Origin of the sequence: Acinetobacter sp. MD2 (assembly GCF_035615575.1) — a bacterium.
Lineage (GTDB): Bacteria > Pseudomonadota > Gammaproteobacteria > Pseudomonadales > Moraxellaceae > Acinetobacter.
On record NZ_VTDK01000002.1, the window covers coordinates 342,838 to 363,227 of the forward strand.

Genomic DNA, 20,390 nt, shown 5'->3' on the forward strand with positions numbered 1-20,390 from the left:
AATCATGATGTTAAGCCAAGAATATATTCTCGAACAATTACGTGAATGGATGGAAGAGCTTTTTGAAATTGAGCCTGAAAGTATTCAACTTGAATCGAACCTGTATACTGATTTAGATGTGGACAGTATTGATGCAGTTGATTTGGTTGTGAAAATTAAACAGCTTACAGGTAAGCAAGTGAAACCTGAAGATTTTAAAAATGTCCGTACCGTACAAGATGTGGTGACGGTTATTCAAAATATGACCAAAGAATGTCCAAGTTTATAAAGTTACTGATGGCTAGCTTGTTGCTAGCTTATCCTTTTTTGGTGGGTTGGAGTTTGTCACATGGCAAACTTTGGGAAATCAGCATCTTACTGATAGTAATGGGTGTGGTGCGCTATTTTGTTGGGCAAAAAAGTCCAATGTTACCTTTAACATTTTTAGCGATTGCCGCGGGTACGCTCAGTTTGATTTTTAAAGATCAGGCATGGTTAAAATTTTATCCTGTGGCGATGAGTTTGGCCGCACTCAGCATTTTTGCGATGACCTTACTACGTCCACCCTCTATGATTGAGCGATTTGCACGTGTTTTTGAGCCAGATTTACCTGAGTCGGGCGTGATATGGACGCGTAAAGTGACGATGGTATGGTGTGGTTTTTTCTTCATTAATGCCTGTATTGCGCTGTATACCGTATTTTTTGCTCCGATGCAGATTTGGGTGCTTTACAACGGATTAGTGTCTTATTTGCTCATGGGTATTTTATTGGGCGGTGAGTTTATTTTACGTAAGCGACAACAACGAATACATCAACAATGAAAAATGTCCATTTTAATGCTTATTTAACAGCAGAGCGTCCCTTGTGTTTTGATGCACAGGTTCAGCCGATTTTATTCTCTGCGTTTTGGCAAGATGTCGCTGCGCAAGCACACACTATTGCAACTTTGCCCGCGACACAATTTGCATTGTGGGAATCCGACAGTTATGAGTTCTTAGTGCTGTTTTTTGCCAGTGTAGTAGCAAAAAAACGTGTGATTTTACCACCGAATCAGGTGCAGCAATTACAACAGCAATTAGCCGAGCAGGGCATCGCCTTTTTACAGCGCCAAGCTCATGTTGTAGCGGCACAGGTTCAACCCATTTCAGATGAATTATTACAACACAGCGAAATTGTCTTTTTTACTTCGGGTTCAACTGGGCAACCCAAACAAATATTACGTTCGTTGCAGCAACTTTTGGCTGAAGTGCAAGGGCTTGCTAGCAGTTTTAGTTTACCTGAACAAGCGGTTGCGATAGCAACGGTCAGTCATCAGCATATTTATGGCTTGTTATTTAAAGTGCTATTGCCACTTGCCACGGGACGAATTTTTTACCGTGAACAACTTATTTATCCTGAATATGTGGTGCAAGCGCAGCAACAATTGCACAGGCAAGGCTATTTAAATTTTGTGATTAGTAGTCCTGCTTTACTCAAGCGATGGTCGGATACTGTTGAATTACAGCACTGTGCAGCAGTGTATTCATCGGGTGGAAAGCTTGAATCAGGCATTCGTGCCAATATCAATATTACGGTGACAGAAGTATTTGGTAGTTCTGAAACAGGTGGGATTGCTTATCGCCATGCTGATGATGCACTTTGGCAACCTTTTAGTAATGTTGATGTATCAAGCGATGCACAAATGCAATTGTCTATTCGAAGCTTGCATGCCTGTGAGACAACTAATTGGGTGGCGACGGGTGATCGTGTTGAATTAATACAACCTAATAATTTAAAGAGTCCTTTTCGCTTGTTGGGGAGAGTCGACCGAATTGTAAAATTGGAAGAAAAACGTTTAAGTTTAGATGAAATTGAACAAAAAATTCAGCAATTAGAGGCGATTGAGCAATGTCATGTCTTGCTTATTCCACATCAGCAGCGTTGCTTGTTAGGTTGTGTTGCTGTGTTAAATACAGACGTTGTTGCTGCATTAAAAACTCATGGTAAAGCTGCGATGGTGAGCCAAATCAAACAGCAGTTACAGCCTATATTAGAGCGTTTAGCCATTCCGCGCCAATGGCGGTTTGTGTCTCAATTACCACAAAATAGTCAGTCAAAATTAAATCGGAACGATATGCTACAACTGTTTCAAGACCCGCAATATCCTTTGGTGTTGTCATCTCAGCATGAAGCAGAAAAAGTGATATTCCAACTTGAATTTCTCCCTGAGCTACAGTGTTTTAAAGGGCATTTTCCTCATCATCCTATTTATCCCGGTGTGGGGCAAATTGCATTTTTGCAGCACTTTGCACGGCAAGTATGGGGCGATTTAGCCCATTGTTGTGGCTGTGAACAGCTTAAATTTCAAGACTTAATTTGCCCCTATGATGTACTTGAACTGAATTTGGTACGGGCACAGCACAAAGTTGAATTTCAGCTAAAAAAAGCTGAAAAAACCTTAGCTTCAGGGCGGTTATTGTTTACTTTGCATGAGGAGTTGGGTGCATGAGTTATCAACTTGCTTGCGTGATTCCTGTTTATAATCATCCCGATTGTTTAGTCGATTTAGTGGCATATTTAGCCGTATTGCCGCATCCGATCATTGTGGTGAACGATGGCAGTGATGCTCAAACATCAGCTATTCTTGGCGACTTAGCTCAGCAATATTCACAAATGACCTTGCTTGAGCATGCACAGAATATGGGTAAAGGTCAGGCGGTCATGACGGGGCTGAAAAAAGCTGCTGAAATGGGTTGTAGTCATGCGTTACAGCTTGATGCCGATGGGCAACATCGTTGGCAAGATATTGAAAAATTTATTGCTATTTCTGAGCTGCATCCAACAGATGTGGTGATTGGTTGTCCAGTTTTTGATGCATCTGTGCCGAAAAAACGCTTGTACGGGCGTTATATGACGCATATTTGGGTATGGATTAACAGTTTATCTTTAGAGATTAAAGACAGCATGTGTGGTTTTCGGATTTACCCATTGGCTGAAACTTTAAAGATTGTGAATCAGCATCATCTACCGCAGCGTATGGGTTTTGACAGTGAAATTTTGGTGCGCTTAGGTTGGGCGGGTCTCCATTTTCGCAATATTGATACCCCTGTAATTTATCCTGAGCATGGCGTGTCACACTTTCGGGTGTGGGAAGATAATTGGGTACTCACAAAGATGCATTCTCGCCTTTTTGCAGGCATGCTGTGTCGTTTTCCAAAGTTAATCACGCAACGTGTAAAAGGTCGGCGTTAATGTCTGTGCCACGTCCGAATACATGGAATGAGATCAAAGAAAAAGGTGGCATGTTTCCTTTGCTGCTCGTACTTTGGTTGTATCGGGTGTTTGGGCGCGGCTTTGTACAAGCCATTTTGTATTTTATTGTGATGTGGTATTGGCTATGTTCTCGTGCAGCACGGCAGGCATCACTGCATTATTTACAACGGTTACATCATTTTGCACAAGCACAGTCGCCGTTTCAAAACAGGCCAACATGGATACAAAGTTACCAACATTTTTTAACTTTTGCTGAAGCGATCGTCGATAAAATGCAGGGCTGGTTGGGAAAAATTCCCGATCAACAAGTGAAAATTTTTGGGCATACACATTTAAGTCGACATTATGGGCAAGGCTTGGTGGTATTGGTGTCGCATTTTGGCAATATCGAGCTGTTACGTGCGTTGAAGTCATCACATCGCCAAAAAATTAATGTATTGGTTTATCAAAAGCATGCGGCACAGTTTAATCAATTTTTGCAAAAAATTAGCCAGACCAACCATGTCAATTTAATTGCAGTAGATGAGCTGGGTATCGACACTATGCTGTTATTACAGCAAAAAGTTGAAGCAGGAGAATGGGTGGTGATTGCGGCAGATCGCGTGCCAATTCATTCAGATCGGACTCAACGCTTAAGCTTTCTAGGTCAAACAGCCGCATGGCCGCAAGGTGCATGGGTTTTGGCTAATTTACTTAAAGTGCCTGTAATTGCTTGTTTTTGTTATCGGTTTAAGGAAAATTTTGAAGTGCATTTTCATCCGATAGCTGAAAAAATTGATTTACCGCGTCAGGCGCGTTTGACTCAAATGGCGATATTTACACAAGTTTATATTCATTTATTAGAACAGCATTGCCTACGTGCACCGTATCAATGGTTTAATTTTTATCAGTTTTGGAAGATTCAGGAATGACACCACTTATTGTTGGGGAACATGCCCTACAGATTGAAGATGTGCTAAAGGTGGCACAGCAATATGTTGCTGTTGCCTTACCTGACTCGAGTACATGGCGTGAGCGCATTCAAACAGGTGCAGATTTCTTAGATCAACTGCTAGATGAAGAAGGCGTGATTTATGGCGTGACCACAGGCTATGGCGACTCGTGTTTGGTTGAAATTCCAAAAGATTTAGTGCATGAATTACCGTTGCAATTGTCACGGTTTCATGGCTGTGGGATGGGCGAAAATTTAGATGTCATGACCGCACGTGCGGTCGTACTAGTCCGCTTATGTTCATTGGCTCGGGGTTATTCAGGTGTGTCGCTTAGGTTACTAGAACGTTTGGTGTGGATGCTCAATGAAAATGTTATTCCAGTGATTCCTTCGGAAGGTTCGGTTGGTGCCAGTGGTGACTTAACACCATTGTCGTATATTGCAGGGGCATTGGTGGGTGAGCGTGATGTGTATTGGCAGGGCAATATTGTGCCGATGCAACAGGTCTACGCACATTACCAAATTGAGCCACTGTGTTTACGTCCGAAAGAAGGCTTAGCGTTGATGAATGGCACGGCAGTGATGACAGCAATTGCCTGTTTAAATTATAAGAAAGCTGAGCAAGTGGCCTATGCTGCGACTTTAATTACTGCACTTAATGTATTGGCTTTAGAGGGGAATCCAAGCCATTTTGACCAAGTGTTATTTGCACAAAAGCCACATATAGGGCAGCAACATATTGCTGCACTTTTACGCCACATGCTGAATGCCCAAACCCAAACCGAGCATCAAAGCTCACGTTTGCAAGACCGCTATTCACTACGTTGTGCGCCACATGTGATTGGTGTGTTTGAAGATTCTAAAGTTTGGTTGCGTCAATTTATCGAAAATGAATTGAACTCAAGTAATGATAATCCACTGATTGACCCTGTAAATTTACGCGTGTTACATGGTGGACATTTTTATGGTGGACACATTGCACAGGCAATGGACAGCTTAAAATTAATGGTGGCCAATATTGCCGATTTACTTGACCGACAATTGGCGCAATTGGTCGATTACAAAATGAACCAAGGTTTGCCGCGTAATTTATCAGGGGCGACAGCCGAACGTTTGCCGTTAAACCACGGTTTTAAAGCTGTACAAATTGCAGTTTCTGCATGGACAGCCGAAGCTTTAAAGCACACCTTGCCTGCTTCGATTTTCTCGCGTTCAACCGAATGCCATAATCAAGATAAAGTCAGCATGGGCACTATTGCCGCACGTGATGCAACACGGGTGATGGTGTTAACAGAGCAAGTGATTGCTGCACTGTGCTGTGCCAGTGTGCAAGCGATTCATTTACGAGGGGGCGAAGAACAGCTGAGCCCTGTATTGGCAAAGTTCGTAGCATGGGTGTTGGACAGTTTTGCGTTACTTAAAGAAGACCGTCCATTACAAGCCGAGCTACAAAACTTGGTGAATCGTTTAGAACAACTACAGCTCAGTCATACATCATGGTTTAGCCAATTGGAGACACTGCATGCAAGCTGAAGTTATGATTGATGTGCCATTTCACGATGTAGATAGCATGAATGTGGTTTGGCATGGACATTATTTAAAATATTTTGAAATTGCCCGCTGTGCGTTGCTCGATCAATTTAACTATAACTATATGCAAATGAAGGCTTCAGGTTATGTGTGGCCTGTGATTGAAAGCCACGTGCGTTATGTTTATGGCATTGAGTTTCAGCAAAAAATTCGTGTGCGTGCCATTTTAAAAGAATGGGAAAATCGTTTAAAAATCGACTATTTGGTCTTTGATGCCGAAACAGGCAAGCGTTTAACCAAAGGTTATACCACGCAAGTGGCTGTCAATATTCAAAGCCGTGAATTATGTTTGCAATCGCCACAGGTTTTATTCGATTGTTTGAATGCATGGACGGGTTTTCAGCCCTAAGGATGAAAAAATGAAATTGAATTATCGTTTTGGGGCAATGCTGATTTTAGCAGCATCCGCTATGCAAGTTAGTTTGGCCGCGACGATTGATCAGGCACGTGACATTTTTAGCCAAGTGTCTGCTGCGCCAATTGTGCATGCGCAGTTTGAACAACGCAAACAATTAAGTTCGCTGAATAAAACGTATGTTTCGAAAGGGGCTGTGGTATTTAGCAAGCAACGTGGCGTTTTGTGGCAAATGCATAGCCCTGTGCAAGCCGATTTGGTGGTTACGCCACAAAAAGTAGTGCAAAAAACGCAGCGGACATTCAGTCAAATTAATGTGCAGCAATCACCTTATGGTTCGGTGGCAACTTTATTTTTACAATTGATGGCTGGCGATGAAAAGGCGCTTGCGAGCAACTTTAACATTGTGCGTGTCAATCAGAATCAGCAAAATTGGGACGTGACGTTAACGCCGAAAAGTAGTCTATTCAAACAATTGTTTAAGCAAGTGGATGTTAAAGGTGCTCGTTTTGTAAATCAAATTGTGATTCAAGAAAAAGACAACAACCTCACCCAAATTAATTTTAGCCAGCAGACCAGTCAGTCTCAAAACCTAACAGTTCAAGAAAATGCGCTCTTCCAATTGGCAAAATAAAGCCACCGTTTTATGGCTGATCTTTTTATTATGCTGCGGCTTGTGGATGGGTTGGCTGTGGTTTAAAAAAGAAGTTCATGTTCAGACCAATATTTTTGCGTTATTACCGCAGTTAAGTCAGCAACAAGATTTAGCCGCAACGCAAAATTATGTCAATGATCAACTCAACAATAAAATTTTTGTGGTGATTGATGGAGCGACCTCACAGGTGGTCGATCAAGCCACGCAGCGTTTGCAACAGCAAGTGGCAAAGACCACTTTGCTTCAACCTTTGCGTCCACAGTTCAATAGTCAGCAGTTTGGTAAAGTGCTGTTTGAACATCGGGTTGGGTTGTTAAGCGGACAAGATCAGCAATTGCTTGAGCAAAAAGATTATCAAGCTTTGTCTGAGCAAAGCTTATTGCAACTGATGAGCCCTGGCATGCCTGTTACCGCAGAGTTGCTACAGCGTGACCCATTGTTGTTATTCCCACGTTATGCAGTGGGTTTGGCAACGCATAATACGCAAAATATTCAGTTAGAACAGGGCTTTGCTACAGTACACGATGCCAATAAAGTTTCGCGTTTGTTGGTGTTAGAGCTTACAGGTAGTCCGTATAATATTGATTACCAAGAAAAAGTCAGCCAATGGATTAAGCAAACCAAAGCCGAGTTGAATCAGCAACAAGCGCTGAGCCATTGGACAGGCACGCTCATTTTTGCCAGTTTTGGTACGCAATCGGCGCAACAAGAAATTTCCACTATTGGCTTAGGTTCAAGCCTTGGGTTAATTTTTTTGGTGTGGTTTGGTTTTCGCTCATTACGTCCGATGCTGACCGAGTTCATTACTGTGACGAGTGGCAGCTTGGTGGCTTTGACCCTAACACATGGCTATTTTGGTGAAATCCATATGGTCACGCTTGTGTTTGGGGCAAGCTTAATTGGGGTGTGTGTCGATTTTTCTTTTTATTTTATGGCATTGCAATCGCAGCACCGTGACTTAAAAGGCTTTCAAATTCTTAGTCCCTTATTGCCAAGTTTGTTTATGGGGTTAATGACGACTGTTGTGGCTTATTTGGTTTTAAGTTTTACCCCATTTCCAGGTTTCCGCCAAATTGCCGTGTTTTCGGTGGTGGGCTTAATCTCGGCATGGATCACCAGTATTTTACTGTTACCACGTTTACCTGCTTTAAATGCCGAGCCTGCCATTCAGCGTTTGCAGTGGTTGGGACAGGCACGCCAATATTTTCAAGCACAGACCAAACTGCGTTATGGGGCAATTGTTGTTATTTTACTGGTGGGCGGCGTCAGTTTATTCAGTTTACGCAGTAATGATGATATTCGTAATTTACAAAGTATGGATGCCACGCTTAAACAAGAAGATCAATATATTCGTCAGCGTTTTGCTCAGCAGCAATCGAGTGATTATTTTGTTATTCATGCGTCATCAATTACACAACTTGAGCAGCGTGAACAGCAGTTAATTAGCCAATTGCAGCAATTACAGAGCCAAGGAAAATTACAAGGTTTTCAGGCTTTGGGGCAATGGCTACCCTCACAACAACAGCAACAACATAACCGCCAGTTATTAGAAAGTATTCCAAAAGCCGCCCTTGTTCAGCATGCAAAAATGTTGGACTTACCTGTAAGTGAAGTGTTGGCATGGCAGCAAGGTTTGTCGCAACAGCCATTGCTGACTGTGCAAGATTTTCGTCAACATCCACTGTATTTTTTACAGCAAAATCCACAGCGCCGTTTAATTTTGTTGCAAGGGATTCACGATGTAAAAGCAATAAAAGCTTTACAAAACCCAAGTGTTCAGTTGCAACAGCCGATTCAAACTTTGTCGCAAATGTTCCAAGATTATCGGGAGCAAGCACAGTGGCTATTGTGTTGGGCATTGCTAGGTTTAGCGGTGGTTCTGGCGCTGATTTATGGCATACATTCGGTGATTCCTTTGGTTTTACCTGTGAGTATGGCATTGCTTTCAACCTTTGCGGTACAAGCGTGGCTTGGGGTTGAAATTAATGTATTTAGCATTATGGGCACCTTCTTAATTATGGGCATTGGGGTTGATTACGCCATTTTTTATCGGCATGGACATGATCATCCTAAGGTGGTCAGTATGGCGTTATTTTTATGTATGTTGTCGACCTTACTTGGCTTTGGATTGCTCTCATTTAGTCATACCTATGCCATTCATTGCTTTGGTTTAACGGTGCTGCTAGGCGTAGTTTTCTCATTTATTTATGCGACATTATTTACGATGGCTGATCCGAAATATCAAATGATTAGCACATTAAAGCAACAACGAGATTTGGATTAATATGTCAATACAACAGACCGAAATTGTGATCATTGGGGCGGGGCCAGCAGGGGCTTCGGCGGCAGCATTGTTGCGCCAAAAGGGGCATCAAGTAGTCATTGTAGAGCGCCAACATTTTCCGCGTTTTTCGATTGGGGAATCTTTGTTGCCACAAAGCATGGTGTTTTTAGAGGAAGCAGGTTTGCTCGATACTGTGCGTGAGCATGTTGAAGAATTTGCTTTCCAATATAAAAATGGTGCAAGCTTTTTACGTGGTCAGCAACGCAGTTTTTATGATTTTCGTGAAAAATTTAGTGATGGGCCAGGTACAACATGGCAAGTGCGACGTGCTAATTTTGACCACTTACTTGCACGTCAGGCAGAAGCCTATGGTGCAGACATTCGTTATGGACATGAAGTTTTAGCAGTTGACGTTGATACGGCACAGCCGATTTTAACCGTACGTGATGAAGCAGGCGAAAGCTACCAAATTCAAGGCAAATTTTTACTCGATGCCAGTGGTTTTGGGCGAGTGTTACCGAAATTATTAGACTTAGAAAGTCCATCCGACTTTCCAATTCGCCGTGCTATTTTTACCCATATTGAAGATGGGATTAATGATCAGCCTGATTTTGACCGTGAGAAAATTTTAATTACCGTGCATGAAAAAGACCATCGTGCATGGTATTGGCTGATTCCATTTGCCGATGGACGTTCATCTTTTGGAATTGTGGCCGAGCAAGACTTTTTTGATCATTATGGGTATACAGGCGATGACAGTGCCGAAGCATTAGAAGCTTTATTTAAGAAAATTTTGCAGGATGAACCTGCATTATCACAGGTATTAAGTCAGGCGAAATTTGATACGCCGGTACGGACTTTGGTGGGCTATTCCGCCAATGTCAAACATTTGGCCGCCGATAATTATGCGCTATTGGGTAATGCAGGTGAGTTTCTTGACCCTGTGTTTTCATCAGGTGTAACCATTGCATTAAAATCATCCAGTTTAGCTGTGCCATTGGTTGAGCGCGTATTGCAAGGTGAAACCGTCAATTGGATGCAAGATTATGAGCAGCCACTACGCGAAGGCATTCAGGTGTTTCGTGCCTATGTCGAGTCTTGGTACAACGGCGAATTTCAAGATGTGGTGTTTAGTCCAAAACAACAAGTGCAAATTCGTGAAATGATTTCTTCTTTATTGGCCGGTTACGCATGGGATGTGAATAATCCTATTCATAAAAATGCCAAACGCCGTTTAAGTGTGATTGCCGAATATTGCCGTGAAGCAAGTGCAAATATGCTGGCATTGGAGCAATAAAATGCGCCATTTGGGGAAAATTTTAGTGCTGAGTGCGGTGGTCGCATTGGGGGGCTGTCAGTCTTTTTATCCGACTGCACCAGCCTTGGCTGCACCGCTTTGGCAGGCGCAAAGTTACCAGCGTCAAGACCAAGTCGAAATTCAATGGAAAAGTCAGAGTTTTAGTTTTTTGTTGTATCAACAGCAGCAAGGCAAAAATTTATCGTTACTTGGGTTGAGCCTAACAGGGCAAGTGTTATTTAAGCTAAATTTTGATGGTAAGCGGGTTAAGGTTGAACAGCGCATTCCACAAATGCGTTTGTTGCCATTTGAGTTTGTGGTGCGCGATATTTTGTTTGCGACCTATCCCAATTTTATCCAATATGGGCAAAATAATGTAGCTATACAGCAACAACACGACACCACCCAAGTTGCGATTGCCAAGCAGCATGTATTGACCATTGTGCAGCAACCAAACCAAATACAACTCGAAAATTTACATGTGCCGTATACGATGGTATTTAGTCCCATCGCAGAGGCATTACAAACAGGAAATTGATGGTGCAGCTTCAACATTTACAGCCAGTCGGAATTCAGTGTAGTGCGAGCTTGTCGGCGTTAGGCGAAACACACGCCGATATACGCCAAGCATTAACCCAAACTGCAAGTTGTTTGAGCCTACGCGATGATTTGCTGTTGGGGCAATCTTGCTTAGTGGGTGCATCTGGTGCGAAGCTTACAGAACAGGTTTTTGCTGAGCCATTACAGGCATTTGATTCACGTAATTTACGTTTCGCCATTACCGCTTTACAGCAAATTGAAGCACAGATTCATGCATGCACCGCAGACATGCCACGGCATCGTTTAGCAATTGTTGTGGGAACATCAACCTCGGGTATTGCGGATAACGAACCCGTGTTACAGCAATATTTTCATGAAAAAACGAATGCACCGTTTTCTCATCTTAAACAAGAAATGAACAGCCTTGCTCAAGGCTTAAAACATTACTTAAATTGGCAAGGAATCGCCTACACCATTTCTACGGCATGTTCTTCAAGTGCCAAAGCGATGGCGGCAGGGCAGCGCTTACTTAATGCCGACCTTGCCGATGCCGTATTGGTCGGTGGTGTAGATACCTTGTGCCAACTTACGCTGAATGGCTTTGCAAGTTTAGAAAGTTTATCTGCAACAACATGCCGCCCATGTGGCTTTGAACGTGATGGTATTAACATTGGCGAAGCAGCCAGTTTATTTTTACTAAGCAAAAAGGCTGCCCCTGTGATGCTTATGAGCGCAGGTGAGTCGATGGACGCATGGCATATTTCCGCGCCACATCCTGAAGGTCGTGGTGCTGCCGCAGCAATGCAGCAAGCGTTAGATATTGCAGGCTTACAGCCTGAACATATTGATTATTTAAATTTACATGGCACAGCGACGCCGCAAAATGATGCTATGGAGATTAAAGCGGTACGTCAAATTTTTGCTGCACATCGGCCCAATTTAAGCAGTACCAAACACCAAACAGGACATTGCTTAGGTGCAGCAGGCGCATTAGAAGCCTTTATTTGCCAACAAGTTTTGCAAGAACAGTGGCTGCCATTACATCATAATGGTGCGATTGATCCAGAACTTGCCGATCAGCACTATGTGCAATGTTCAGAAGTCAAACAACCACTGCGTTATGCCATGAGCAACTCTTTTGCCTTTGGTGGCAGTAATATCAGCCTCATTTTTGGAGCAAACTTTTGATGAAGCAAGATGCGAGCAAGTTTATTCCTCATCAAGCTCCCATGATTTTTGTTGATTTGGTGTGTGATGTTGGCGAGGATTATGCAATCACGGAACTGACCGTGCGCCCTGAGCTGATTTTCTATGAAGATGATGGCTTGCCGACTTGGACAGCAATTGAAATTATGGCACAGAGTATTGCTGTATTTGCAGGCTATCATGGGCAGCAACACGGGCAAGCGCCTAAAATTGGCTATTTGTTAGGGACACGAAAACTGAACTTGCCGATGTCACATTTTAAATTAAACAGTGTATTACGCATTAAAGTGCAGCAAATGTATTTGCACGAAGGTTTGGGGCAATTTCAATGTGAATTGCAGGATGGAGAACATACAATTGCTGCTATGCTCAGCGTCTATCAACCTAATTCATAACTATATAAATAATGGATGAATCATTCATGAGTAAACGAATTTTAGTGACGGGTTCAAGTCGCGGTATTGGCCGTGCGATTGCTTTACAATTGGCACAAGCAGGCTTTGATATTGCCGTACATGCCCGTTCACGCATGCAAGATGCTGAAAATGTTGTACAAGAAATACAGCAATTGGGGCAGCAAAGTCATGTCTTACAATTTGATGTCAATGACCGTGAAACGGTGCGTCATTGCTTAGAACAAGACATTGAGCAACACGGTGCATTTTATGGCGTGGTACTCAATGCAGGGCTCACCCATGATGGTGCTTTTCCCGCTTTAACCGACCAAGACTGGGACGAAGTCATTTCGACCTCATTGGGTGGTTTTTATAATGTGATTAAACCTTTGGTAATGCCGATGATTCACTTGCGTCAAGGTGGACGAATTGTCACGATTTCCTCTGTTTCGGGGATTATGGGCAACCGTGGACAAGTTAACTATAGTGCAGCCAAGGCAGGCTTAATTGGGGCAAGTAAGGCGCTCGCATTAGAATTAGCAAAACGTAAAATTACCGTAAACTGTGTTGCACCAGGGTTAATTGAAACCGAAATGGTCACAGAAGAAGTCAAAGCCCATGCTTTAAAGATGATCCCGATGCAACGAATGGGGGAAGCCGATGAAGTGGCGAGTGTGGTGAAATTTTTATGCTCGGATGAGGCAAGTTATATCACGCGTCAGGTCATTTCAGTGAATGGAGGGCTTATTTGATGAAACGTGTTGTCGTGACCGGTATGTCAGGTATTACCTCATTGGGTGAAACTGCCGATGAAATTTTTGCACAATTTGCCGCAGGAAAAAGTGGTATTCGTTATATGCCCGACTGGGAAAAATATACGGACTTACGCACTAAATTAGGCGGGCCAGTCGAGCAATTTACGATTCCAAAACATTTTAATCGCAAAGTCACGCGTGGTATGGGGCGTGTGGCTTTAATGTCTGTGGTTTGTGCCGAAACAGCCTTAACTGATGCAGGTTTGCTCAATAGCGAACTTTTAAAAAGTGGTGATGTTGGCGTTGCATTTGGATCATCGGCAGGTAGTGTGAACGCTGTGCGTGAATTTGGGAGCATGCTGATTGACAATGACATGACCCAGTTGAATGCCACCACCTATATTCGCATGATGTCACATACCAGTGCCGTGAATATGACGGTATATTTTGGCTTAAAAGGCTTAACCTTACCGACCTCAAGTGCCTGCACTTCAGGTTCAATGGCGATTGGCCAGGCTTTTGAGGCAATTAAATATGGCAAACAAACTGTAATGCTTGCAGGTGGCGCAGAAGAACTCAGCGCAGCAGGCGCTGCGGTATTTGATGTATTGCTTGCCACCAGTGGCATGAATGATACACCTGAGAAATCGCCACGACCTTTTGACGCTAAGCGTGATGGATTGGTGATTGGTGAAGGCGCAAGCTGTTTAATTTTAGAAGAACGTGAACATGCATTGGCACGTGGTGCGACCATTTATGCCGAAGTTTTGGGTTATGGCAGTAATACCGATGGTCAGCATGTGACCCGTCCAGACCAAGCCATGATGGCACGTTGTATGCAGTTGGCTTTAAAAGATGCCAACTTAAGTGCCGAGCAGATTGATTATGTCAATGCACATGGCACATCGACCGACCAAGGCGATGTTGCTGAAACACAAGCCACTGCACAGGTATTGGGTAAAAAGCCAATCAGCTCATTAAAAAGCTATTTTGGGCATACGCTTGGTGCATGTGGAGCAATTGAAGCATGGCTTGGCATTGAAATGATGCAACGCAAACAGTTTATCCCAACCTTAAATTTAGATCAGATAGATCCCCTTTGTGGTGATCTAGATTATATTGTAAATACCACAAGAACTTTAGATGCTAACATCATTATGAGCAATAACTTTGCTTTTGGTGGGATTAATACTTCACTTATTTTTAAACGTTCAAATGGATAAGAGTAAATGCTAAAAAAAATAAGCGCGATGGTCATACTATCGTTAGCAGTCGGATTATCTGCCTGTTCCACTCGGCAAATTGCACAGTCGCCAACTGTGGCATTAAGCCCACAAATTCAAGATCAGGCGATCACGACCTCAATTCAAACCAGTATTCAAAGTCTATCAAAACGAGATTGGAGGGTTGAAAGCGTTACGCCTGATCGTGTTGTGGCTGGTTTAGATTATCGTGGGCATTATTTACAAGTGACGTATTTTATTGAACAGCACCGTGTACGTTCAGAAATTACAGCCAGTCAAAATTTTAGCCAACATGGCAGTCAAATTCATCGCAAGGCTTTAAAATTCAAGGCCGGTCTTGACCGTCGTGTCTTCCAAAAACTGGCAAAACTATAATTTATTGTTGATAGAAAAAGGAAAAAGGAAATGTTAAAAAAATTAGTTGTGGCTACTGTAGCCGCATTCGGCTTTAGCGTCGCTGCACAAGCCGCAGATGATGTACATCAATTTAATTTTAATGAAGCTGTACAGCATGCACTTGCCGATGGCACGTTGGATGGTTCTGTGAAATTTTATTTAGCGGGAACAAAAGCAGGTGGTCGAGTGATTCAAAAAGGGGTTGTCACCAATAAAAAATCGAATGGTTTTGCGAAAACTCCTGAAGCTGCATGTGATTGGGTGGTTCGCTCAGCTCTAATTCAATTACAAAATGCGGCACAAAAGCGTGGTGCAAATGCCGTGACCAATATTGTAAGTTATTACAAATCTAATGAAAATCGCAGTGCAACTCAATATGAATGCCACAAAGGTATGGCTGTGGTTGGCGTTGCCTTAAAAGGTGATTTGGTTAAATTTTAACAACAGGGTAAATTGCGATAATGACGCAGAAAATAGAGATTTACTGTCGGTTGTTATCGCAGCTTGCACCAACAATAGACCAAGCAATACAAACTCGAGGTGAGCTAAAAGCCCGACAGCGTCAGGCAATTGAGTTGTATCGTGCGCAGCTATTTGCTGACCAATTACAGGTAAATATTGACCATTTACAGTTTGATAAAATGGAGTATGGGAAACCCTTCTTAGCCAATTATCCTGACTTTGCTTTTAATCATTCGCATGGCCGTGAACATTATGCTTTAGCGTTCAGCCATAACGTGGCAAATATTGGTATTGATGTTGAATCTTTAGCACGTAAAGTTCGTTTTGATGCTTTTGCACAGCATGCATTTCATCCACAAGAATACCAAGCATGGAAAGCCACGGGTGAAAATCCTTTCTTTTGGTTTCAAGTTTGGACAACCAAAGAAGCAATTTTAAAAGCCTGTGGTTTGGGGATTCGGATGGATTTGAATCAGTTAAATACCCAAGCGATGTTTGGGTTGATGCAGGGAAGATGTCAGCATCCTGATTTAGGCAATTTTTGCTATCGACATGTTGAGTATGCAGGGGCGATAGTGACTATGGCATGGCGTCACATGCTACAGGAAAATCCTGAAATCATTTTGCATGCTGTAGATTAAAGGGATCGATAATTTTTACAATTGTGAATGGAATGGTTCCAAAAAAAGCACTCGAGGGTGCTGTTTTTCATTATTCAATATTAAGGAATAGGCTGTGTATTCATAAAATTTAAGCCTCCACCTATGAGTTGATATCGTTATTGAGAAACTTTTATGAGTATATTGTTTATTAAGTTGAACTCCCCCATTTTTTAGCACATATCACTTGTGAAAAAGTTTGAACAGGCCTTAAAGCTGTATGTTAAAGATATGTATTTAGTAATTAAAAATTAATTTAAATCATTGTCTTATATAGTAACAACATGAATTTTGAAGAAAATGTAGAGGGTAAAAGATGTACCAACAAATTGGAAGTATTAATGAGCTATTACTAAAAGTTCAAGAGAATAAGTATATCCTACCAGCGATTCAACGTGAATTCGTATGGAAGCCAGATCAAATTTGCCAATTATTTGATTCTATAATGCAGGGTTATCCTTTTGGTACATTCTTGTTTTGGAATATAGAAAAGCAAAATATTGATAAGTATAAATTTTATAAATTTATGCTGAATTATGATGAGAAGTATACCCAATATTGCGACTACTATGAGAATATTCCACAAGAACAGCATATTGCTGTTTTGGATGGACAACAACGTATTACATCGCTTAATATTGGTTTAAGAGGTTCTTATACCAATAGATTTGGTAAAGAAACATATCTCTATCTTAATGTATTTGGTCAGCCGAATACTGATGATAATACGGTTTACGATTTTAAATTTTTGACTAATGAGGAAGCACAAAAAAAAGATAAAAATAATTATTGGATTAAAGTTGGTGAAATGCTTAATGGTGAATCAAAAAATAAATCTACTAAATATTTGATGCAAATTAGTCGTGAACTGGGTATCTACTTAGCTAAGAATTTCCATGAAATGTCAGATGATGAACAGATCAAAGTCTTGGATGAGGCAGAATCATTATTAAGTGATTTAAATGTGCAAATTAACAATTATACTGCATTGTCTGCATATACAGAACAAGAACAGAATATTGAGAAAGTACTAAGTATTTTTATCCGTATGAATAGTGGTGGGACACCATTGTCATATTCAGACTTATTGTTATCTTTTACTGTTACGCAGTGGACAAAATTAAATGCTCGTGAAGAAATTAATGAGTTATTAGAAAATATTCGCGAAGACTCTGGTTTTAAATTCGAAAAAGATTTGATTCTGCGTGCAGGGCTGATGTTAGGAGAGGTGGGGAACCTTAGTTTTAAATTATCAAATTTCAGTAAAGAAAACATTGTCTTTATGGAGGAAAACTGGGACGACGTAAAAGAATCTTTCTTGATGACGACCCAAATGCTAAAAGAGTTTGGAGTAGATAATCAGCTATTGATTCATGATGTTGCTATTTTACCTATTGTTTATTACATATTTAGAAAAATATTAGTATCTCCAGATGGCACTAAATACAGAATTAGTCCAATGGATAAAACTGCAATGAAGAATTTACTTCTGATTAGCTTGCTTAAAAAAGGAACTTGGACAAGTAACCTTGAAAGCTTATTGGTTCATATTCGTAAGGCAATTAGCGAAGATCTGTCAGTTTATTTTGTTGAAAACATTAAACAGGCAATGGCAGATAAAGATAAGTCATTAGTCTTTAATGAAGAAGATGTGAAAAGCCTATGTGACCTCCGATACGGTATAGACAAGGAAATTAAGGCTTTACTTCTTTTGGTTTTCCCTGATACCAGATTGATGGAAACTCATATTGATCATATTTATCCAAAAAGTATCTTTACACCAACTAAAATGAAACGTCTGAATATCCAGAATGATAGTACGAATAAGCTACAAGTTTTAGCAAATACGGTAGCCAATTTACAGCTTATTCCTGGCTCAGTGAATGTTGATAAAAAAGCGATACAGCCTGCGGTATGGTTAAATAATTACTTTGAAGATGAATCTTCAAAAAGAATGTATATGTCTAGCCAACTCATTGATAATTTATCGAATGATTTAAATCAATTTGAGAATTTCTGTATTAGCCGTCGAGAAAAAATTGAGACAAAATTACGAAAAATTCTTGAGGTTAAAGAACTAAACACATCTTATAAAAAGGATACTGTTCTTGGTGGTTTGAAACTTAATTTAGCAAAGCTGTCAAAAACACAAATTAAATTTATGGAAAAAGTAAGTGTTTGGCTCAATATAGATTCTGAAAATTTAAATTTAAATTTCATTTTAAATGAATTATCGAATCATAGTTTTACAACAAAAGTAGATAAAGAGCCAGCTGATACAATTAAATACAGCATTATTACTCATTTATATCAGTTGCTTGATAGTTTTGATAAAGCTAGAGACATGAAACAACAAGCTTATGAAAGTGGTTATTTTAAGGTTGATGAACAAGACTCGTTATCTACTTTTGATTTGGATCGTTATATTTCAGAAGATTTAGAGAGTTTTATAAAATATGGTGATCCAAGAGAGATAGAAATTTTAAAGAAAAGATTTGGATTAAATCAGTCTAAGCCACTGACGTTAGAAGAAATCGGTGAGTCTTTAAACTTGACTAGAGAGCGTGTACGTCAAATAGAGAAAAAGGGATTAATTGATTTACGAAAACGTATGAGAGTTTCGATATCAACTATTTGGGAGAATCTCAATCAGAACGCTACAAGTCAAATGAACCAACTTTATCCGTTGTTAGCTAAAGAATTTAGTGATATCAAGTATTTTTTAGCTTTCTTAGATTTATTGTGTGATTTTCAAAAAAATGATTTATCTAAAGTAATTTTCCCAGATATTAATATCAATGATCTCGTTGAAGAATGGTGTTTGTGGAATAAATTGCCTCTACAAATGAGTCAGGTTGTATCCTTAATTCAAGATAGTATTGGAAGTACCGCGCAAGTTGCACAAAATGCAATTTATCATAATATAAATTCTGGTAATTTAAGATTAGAACTAAATGGTGAAGATGAGTTGATATATCCGAACTCATTATCAAAAATGCCAGCAGTTGTTCAGGCTGCGTTACATTTCAATGAAAGCCAAAACTTTAGAGAAATTCATCAAAAGGCCGATGAGTTAAAAATTTGTACTAGTATTTTTCCCCAAGAACGCCAAGATCATGCTATTAATGATGCTGTAGAAAAAAATTATCTATTCCAAAGTGATCGTGGTGGTTATTCACATATCAAATACCTCCCAATACCTAAAGATTCTTACACTTTAATTTCTGAGGAAGTAAGAAACATATTAGAGAGAAATTCTGATCTGAATACAGCAAATTTACATATGCAGATTTATGAACTGAGTGATGTACTTCAACAATACGAATATTTTCCAGTGCGTCATATCATTCGCAATTTTGGAGAAGACTATGGGATTTACTTTAATGGAAAATCGGGTGCGGATACGGTAAGTCTACAAGCAGGTGTGAAGCCACAAGGGCAATTACAGACGATCTTAAACTTAATGGAAAGTACAAATAAGCCAGTCACTCGTAATTCATTAGCAAAACAGATTAGAAGTGGCTCAGAGAATCATGCATCATTTTATCTGAATGAACTCATGGATATGGGCAAGGTTGTTAGGATTTCTGCTCATGAGTATGCTTTAGCTCAGAATGCTTTTAAGAACATTAATGTTCAGGAATTGTTATCAGAAATTTTAGGTATTTTGAATCATTACAATAAACCAGTAGAAGTAGGTATTATTGCTGAAAAAATTAATCTTAAATATCATTTGTCTTATCCTAAAGCATGGTATTTACACCTTATTAAAAATCAATCTAAATTATTGGATTTAAAAATATTTACTTTTCATAATTTAATTTCATTAAGCGATATTGAAGATCAGTCAGTCCATAAATTAATTTCTACTTTAGACATAGAACTTACAAATTTTGAAAAGCTTTATTCAAGTGTCACGAAGCATATTATTGTAGGAAAAACAGAAGTGCGAAATGCTGTGAATAATTTAAAAAATAGCAATTGATGAGAGAATTACTAACTTAGCTTTTATTAAGTTGGTCTCAATAATTCAGAAATTATGAAGGATAAAATATTCCAATGAAAATTTAAAATCTGCTTCAAAAGCTTCAAAAGCTTCAAAAGCTCAAATATGATCAGAAAGGTTTTACAGCAAAAGTAAGTACTTGCCGAACCAGCACTTGATTTAAGTGGGATTTTGGGGATATTTATGTAAGCCTCCGCTGAACCCCACTTGAACTCAAGCAGGTTTCCATTTATGAGGCAACAATTCCTCAATATCTTTCATTTTATGGGTCGGCAATCTTTTGAGCACATCACTCAAATAGGCATACGGATCTAGACCATTCAATTTTGCCGACTGAATTAAGGTCATGATATTGGCTGCTCGTTGCCCACTTCTCAATGAAC

General features: G+C 40.3%; 20 protein-coding genes. 19 read left to right on the forward strand and 1 reads right to left on the reverse strand.

The window, feature by feature from the left end; translation table 11 throughout:
- Position 1: 1 nt before the first annotated feature.
- From FXN70_RS04845 to FXN70_RS04935, 19 genes are all read left to right on the forward strand, one after another.
- Complete coding sequence (locus FXN70_RS04845; RefSeq protein WP_324646383.1) at positions 2-268, forward strand: acyl carrier protein; 267 nt, start codon at positions 2-4, stop codon at positions 266-268.
- Positions 253-801 carry a septation protein IspZ gene (locus tag FXN70_RS04850; protein ID WP_324646346.1) on the forward strand — a complete coding sequence of 183 codons (549 nt, stop codon included), beginning with the start codon at positions 253-255 and terminating at the stop codon, positions 799-801. Before FXN70_RS04845 ends, FXN70_RS04850 begins: the two co-directional genes overlap by 16 nt.
- Positions 798-2,468 (forward strand): AMP-binding protein, encoded by a 1,671-nt coding sequence (locus FXN70_RS04855; protein ID WP_324646347.1) that lies wholly within the window; start codon positions 798-800, stop codon positions 2,466-2,468. The genes FXN70_RS04850 and FXN70_RS04855 overlap by 4 nt, the downstream gene beginning before the upstream one ends.
- Positions 2,465-3,211, forward strand: a complete 747-nt coding sequence (locus FXN70_RS04860; RefSeq protein ID WP_324646348.1) for a glycosyltransferase family 2 protein — start codon at positions 2,465-2,467, stop codon at positions 3,209-3,211. The genes FXN70_RS04855 and FXN70_RS04860 overlap by 4 nt, the downstream gene beginning before the upstream one ends.
- Complete coding sequence (locus tag FXN70_RS04865; protein WP_324646349.1) at positions 3,211-4,143, forward strand: acyltransferase; 933 nt, start codon at positions 3,211-3,213, stop codon at positions 4,141-4,143. The genes FXN70_RS04860 and FXN70_RS04865 overlap by 1 nt, the downstream gene beginning before the upstream one ends.
- Positions 4,140-5,696 carry an aromatic amino acid ammonia-lyase gene (locus FXN70_RS04870; protein ID WP_324646350.1) on the forward strand — a complete coding sequence of 519 codons (1,557 nt, stop codon included), beginning with the start codon at positions 4,140-4,142 and terminating at the stop codon, positions 5,694-5,696. The genes FXN70_RS04865 and FXN70_RS04870 overlap by 4 nt, the downstream gene beginning before the upstream one ends.
- Positions 5,686-6,102 carry an acyl-CoA thioesterase gene (locus FXN70_RS04875; RefSeq protein ID WP_324646351.1) on the forward strand — a complete coding sequence of 139 codons (417 nt, stop codon included), beginning with the start codon at positions 5,686-5,688 and terminating at the stop codon, positions 6,100-6,102. Before FXN70_RS04870 ends, FXN70_RS04875 begins: the two co-directional genes overlap by 11 nt.
- Before the next feature lie 61 nt (positions 6,103-6,163).
- A complete protein-coding gene (locus FXN70_RS04880; protein ID WP_324646384.1) occupies positions 6,164-6,742 on the forward strand; it encodes an outer membrane lipoprotein carrier protein LolA in 579 nt (192 codons plus the stop codon).
- The gene (locus FXN70_RS04885; RefSeq protein WP_324646352.1) at positions 6,717-9,047 is read left to right on the forward strand and encodes a hypothetical protein; all 2,331 of its coding nucleotides are present in this window, start codon (positions 6,717-6,719) and stop codon (positions 9,045-9,047) included. Before FXN70_RS04880 ends, FXN70_RS04885 begins: the two co-directional genes overlap by 26 nt.
- A 1-nt stretch (position 9,048) precedes the next feature.
- Entirely contained in the window at positions 9,049-10,344 is a 1,296-nt protein-coding gene (locus tag FXN70_RS04890) for an NAD(P)/FAD-dependent oxidoreductase (RefSeq protein ID WP_324646353.1), read from the forward strand.
- Position 10,345: 1 nt separating this feature from the next.
- On the forward strand, positions 10,346-10,882 hold the full coding sequence (locus FXN70_RS04895; protein ID WP_324646354.1) for a DUF3261 domain-containing protein: 537 nt from the start codon (positions 10,346-10,348) through the stop codon (positions 10,880-10,882).
- On the forward strand, positions 10,882-12,072 hold the full coding sequence (locus FXN70_RS04900) for a beta-ketoacyl-[acyl-carrier-protein] synthase family protein (RefSeq protein WP_324646355.1): 1,191 nt from the start codon (positions 10,882-10,884) through the stop codon (positions 12,070-12,072). The genes FXN70_RS04895 and FXN70_RS04900 overlap by 1 nt, the downstream gene beginning before the upstream one ends.
- On the forward strand, positions 12,072-12,485 hold the full coding sequence (locus FXN70_RS04905) for a 3-hydroxylacyl-ACP dehydratase (RefSeq protein ID WP_324646356.1): 414 nt from the start codon (positions 12,072-12,074) through the stop codon (positions 12,483-12,485). Before FXN70_RS04900 ends, FXN70_RS04905 begins: the two co-directional genes overlap by 1 nt.
- A 26-nt stretch (positions 12,486-12,511) precedes the next feature.
- Positions 12,512-13,237: a 3-ketoacyl-ACP reductase FabG2 gene (locus tag FXN70_RS04910; protein WP_324646357.1), complete on the forward strand. Its 726-nt coding sequence runs from the start codon at positions 12,512-12,514 to the stop codon at positions 13,235-13,237.
- On the forward strand, positions 13,237-14,463 hold the full coding sequence (locus FXN70_RS04915) for a beta-ketoacyl-ACP synthase (RefSeq protein WP_324646358.1): 1,227 nt from the start codon (positions 13,237-13,239) through the stop codon (positions 14,461-14,463). Before FXN70_RS04910 ends, FXN70_RS04915 begins: the two co-directional genes overlap by 1 nt.
- Positions 14,464-14,469: 6 nt before the next feature.
- Positions 14,470-14,859: a hypothetical protein gene (locus tag FXN70_RS04920; protein ID WP_324646359.1), complete on the forward strand. Its 390-nt coding sequence runs from the start codon at positions 14,470-14,472 to the stop codon at positions 14,857-14,859.
- Positions 14,860-14,889: 30 nt separating this feature from the next.
- Positions 14,890-15,321: an excinuclease gene (locus FXN70_RS04925; protein ID WP_324646360.1), complete on the forward strand. Its 432-nt coding sequence runs from the start codon at positions 14,890-14,892 to the stop codon at positions 15,319-15,321.
- A gap of 20 nt (positions 15,322-15,341) precedes the next feature.
- Complete coding sequence (locus FXN70_RS04930; RefSeq protein ID WP_324646361.1) at positions 15,342-15,983, forward strand: 4'-phosphopantetheinyl transferase family protein; 642 nt, start codon at positions 15,342-15,344, stop codon at positions 15,981-15,983.
- Between the two features lie 334 nt (positions 15,984-16,317).
- Positions 16,318-19,986, forward strand: a complete 3,669-nt coding sequence (locus tag FXN70_RS04935; protein WP_324646362.1) for a GmrSD restriction endonuclease domain-containing protein — start codon at positions 16,318-16,320, stop codon at positions 19,984-19,986.
- A gap of 234 nt (positions 19,987-20,220) precedes the next feature.
- Here the strand turns inward: FXN70_RS04935 and FXN70_RS04940 are convergent.
- Positions 20,221-20,390 (reverse strand): transposase domain-containing protein (locus tag FXN70_RS04940; protein ID WP_324646385.1); only part of this gene is annotated, 170 nt, incomplete at its 5' end.

Excerpts from the sequence above, each read along its gene's own strand:
- FXN70_RS04900 (WP_324646355.1), top strand. The coding sequence starts at position 10,882 with ATGGTGCAGCTTCAACATTTACAGCCAGTCGGAATTCAGTGTAGTGCG.
- FXN70_RS04895 (WP_324646354.1), top strand. The coding sequence starts at position 10,346 with ATGCGCCATTTGGGGAAAATTTTAGTGCTGAGTGCGGTGGTCGCATTG.
- FXN70_RS04870 (WP_324646350.1), top strand. The coding sequence starts at position 4,140 with ATGACACCACTTATTGTTGGGGAACATGCCCTACAGATTGAAGATGTG.
- FXN70_RS04890 (WP_324646353.1), top strand. The coding sequence starts at position 9,049 with ATGTCAATACAACAGACCGAAATTGTGATCATTGGGGCGGGGCCAGCA.
- FXN70_RS04875 (WP_324646351.1), top strand. The coding sequence starts at position 5,686 with ATGCAAGCTGAAGTTATGATTGATGTGCCATTTCACGATGTAGATAGC.
- FXN70_RS04935 (WP_324646362.1), top strand. The coding sequence starts at position 16,318 with ATGTACCAACAAATTGGAAGTATTAATGAGCTATTACTAAAAGTTCAA.
- FXN70_RS04865 (WP_324646349.1), top strand. The coding sequence starts at position 3,211 with ATGTCTGTGCCACGTCCGAATACATGGAATGAGATCAAAGAAAAAGGT.
- FXN70_RS04920 (WP_324646359.1), top strand. The coding sequence starts at position 14,470 with ATGCTAAAAAAAATAAGCGCGATGGTCATACTATCGTTAGCAGTCGGA.
- FXN70_RS04885 (WP_324646352.1), top strand. The coding sequence starts at position 6,717 with ATGCGCTCTTCCAATTGGCAAAATAAAGCCACCGTTTTATGGCTGATC.
- FXN70_RS04930 (WP_324646361.1), top strand. The coding sequence starts at position 15,342 with ATGACGCAGAAAATAGAGATTTACTGTCGGTTGTTATCGCAGCTTGCA.
- FXN70_RS04925 (WP_324646360.1), top strand. The coding sequence starts at position 14,890 with ATGTTAAAAAAATTAGTTGTGGCTACTGTAGCCGCATTCGGCTTTAGC.
- FXN70_RS04850 (WP_324646346.1), top strand. The coding sequence starts at position 253 with ATGTCCAAGTTTATAAAGTTACTGATGGCTAGCTTGTTGCTAGCTTAT.
- FXN70_RS04880 (WP_324646384.1), top strand. The coding sequence starts at position 6,164 with ATGCAAGTTAGTTTGGCCGCGACGATTGATCAGGCACGTGACATTTTT.
- FXN70_RS04860 (WP_324646348.1), top strand. The coding sequence starts at position 2,465 with ATGAGTTATCAACTTGCTTGCGTGATTCCTGTTTATAATCATCCCGAT.
- FXN70_RS04915 (WP_324646358.1), top strand. The coding sequence starts at position 13,237 with ATGAAACGTGTTGTCGTGACCGGTATGTCAGGTATTACCTCATTGGGT.
- FXN70_RS04910 (WP_324646357.1), top strand. The coding sequence starts at position 12,512 with ATGAGTAAACGAATTTTAGTGACGGGTTCAAGTCGCGGTATTGGCCGT.
- FXN70_RS04905 (WP_324646356.1), top strand. The coding sequence starts at position 12,072 with ATGAAGCAAGATGCGAGCAAGTTTATTCCTCATCAAGCTCCCATGATT.
- FXN70_RS04855 (WP_324646347.1), top strand. The coding sequence starts at position 798 with ATGAAAAATGTCCATTTTAATGCTTATTTAACAGCAGAGCGTCCCTTG.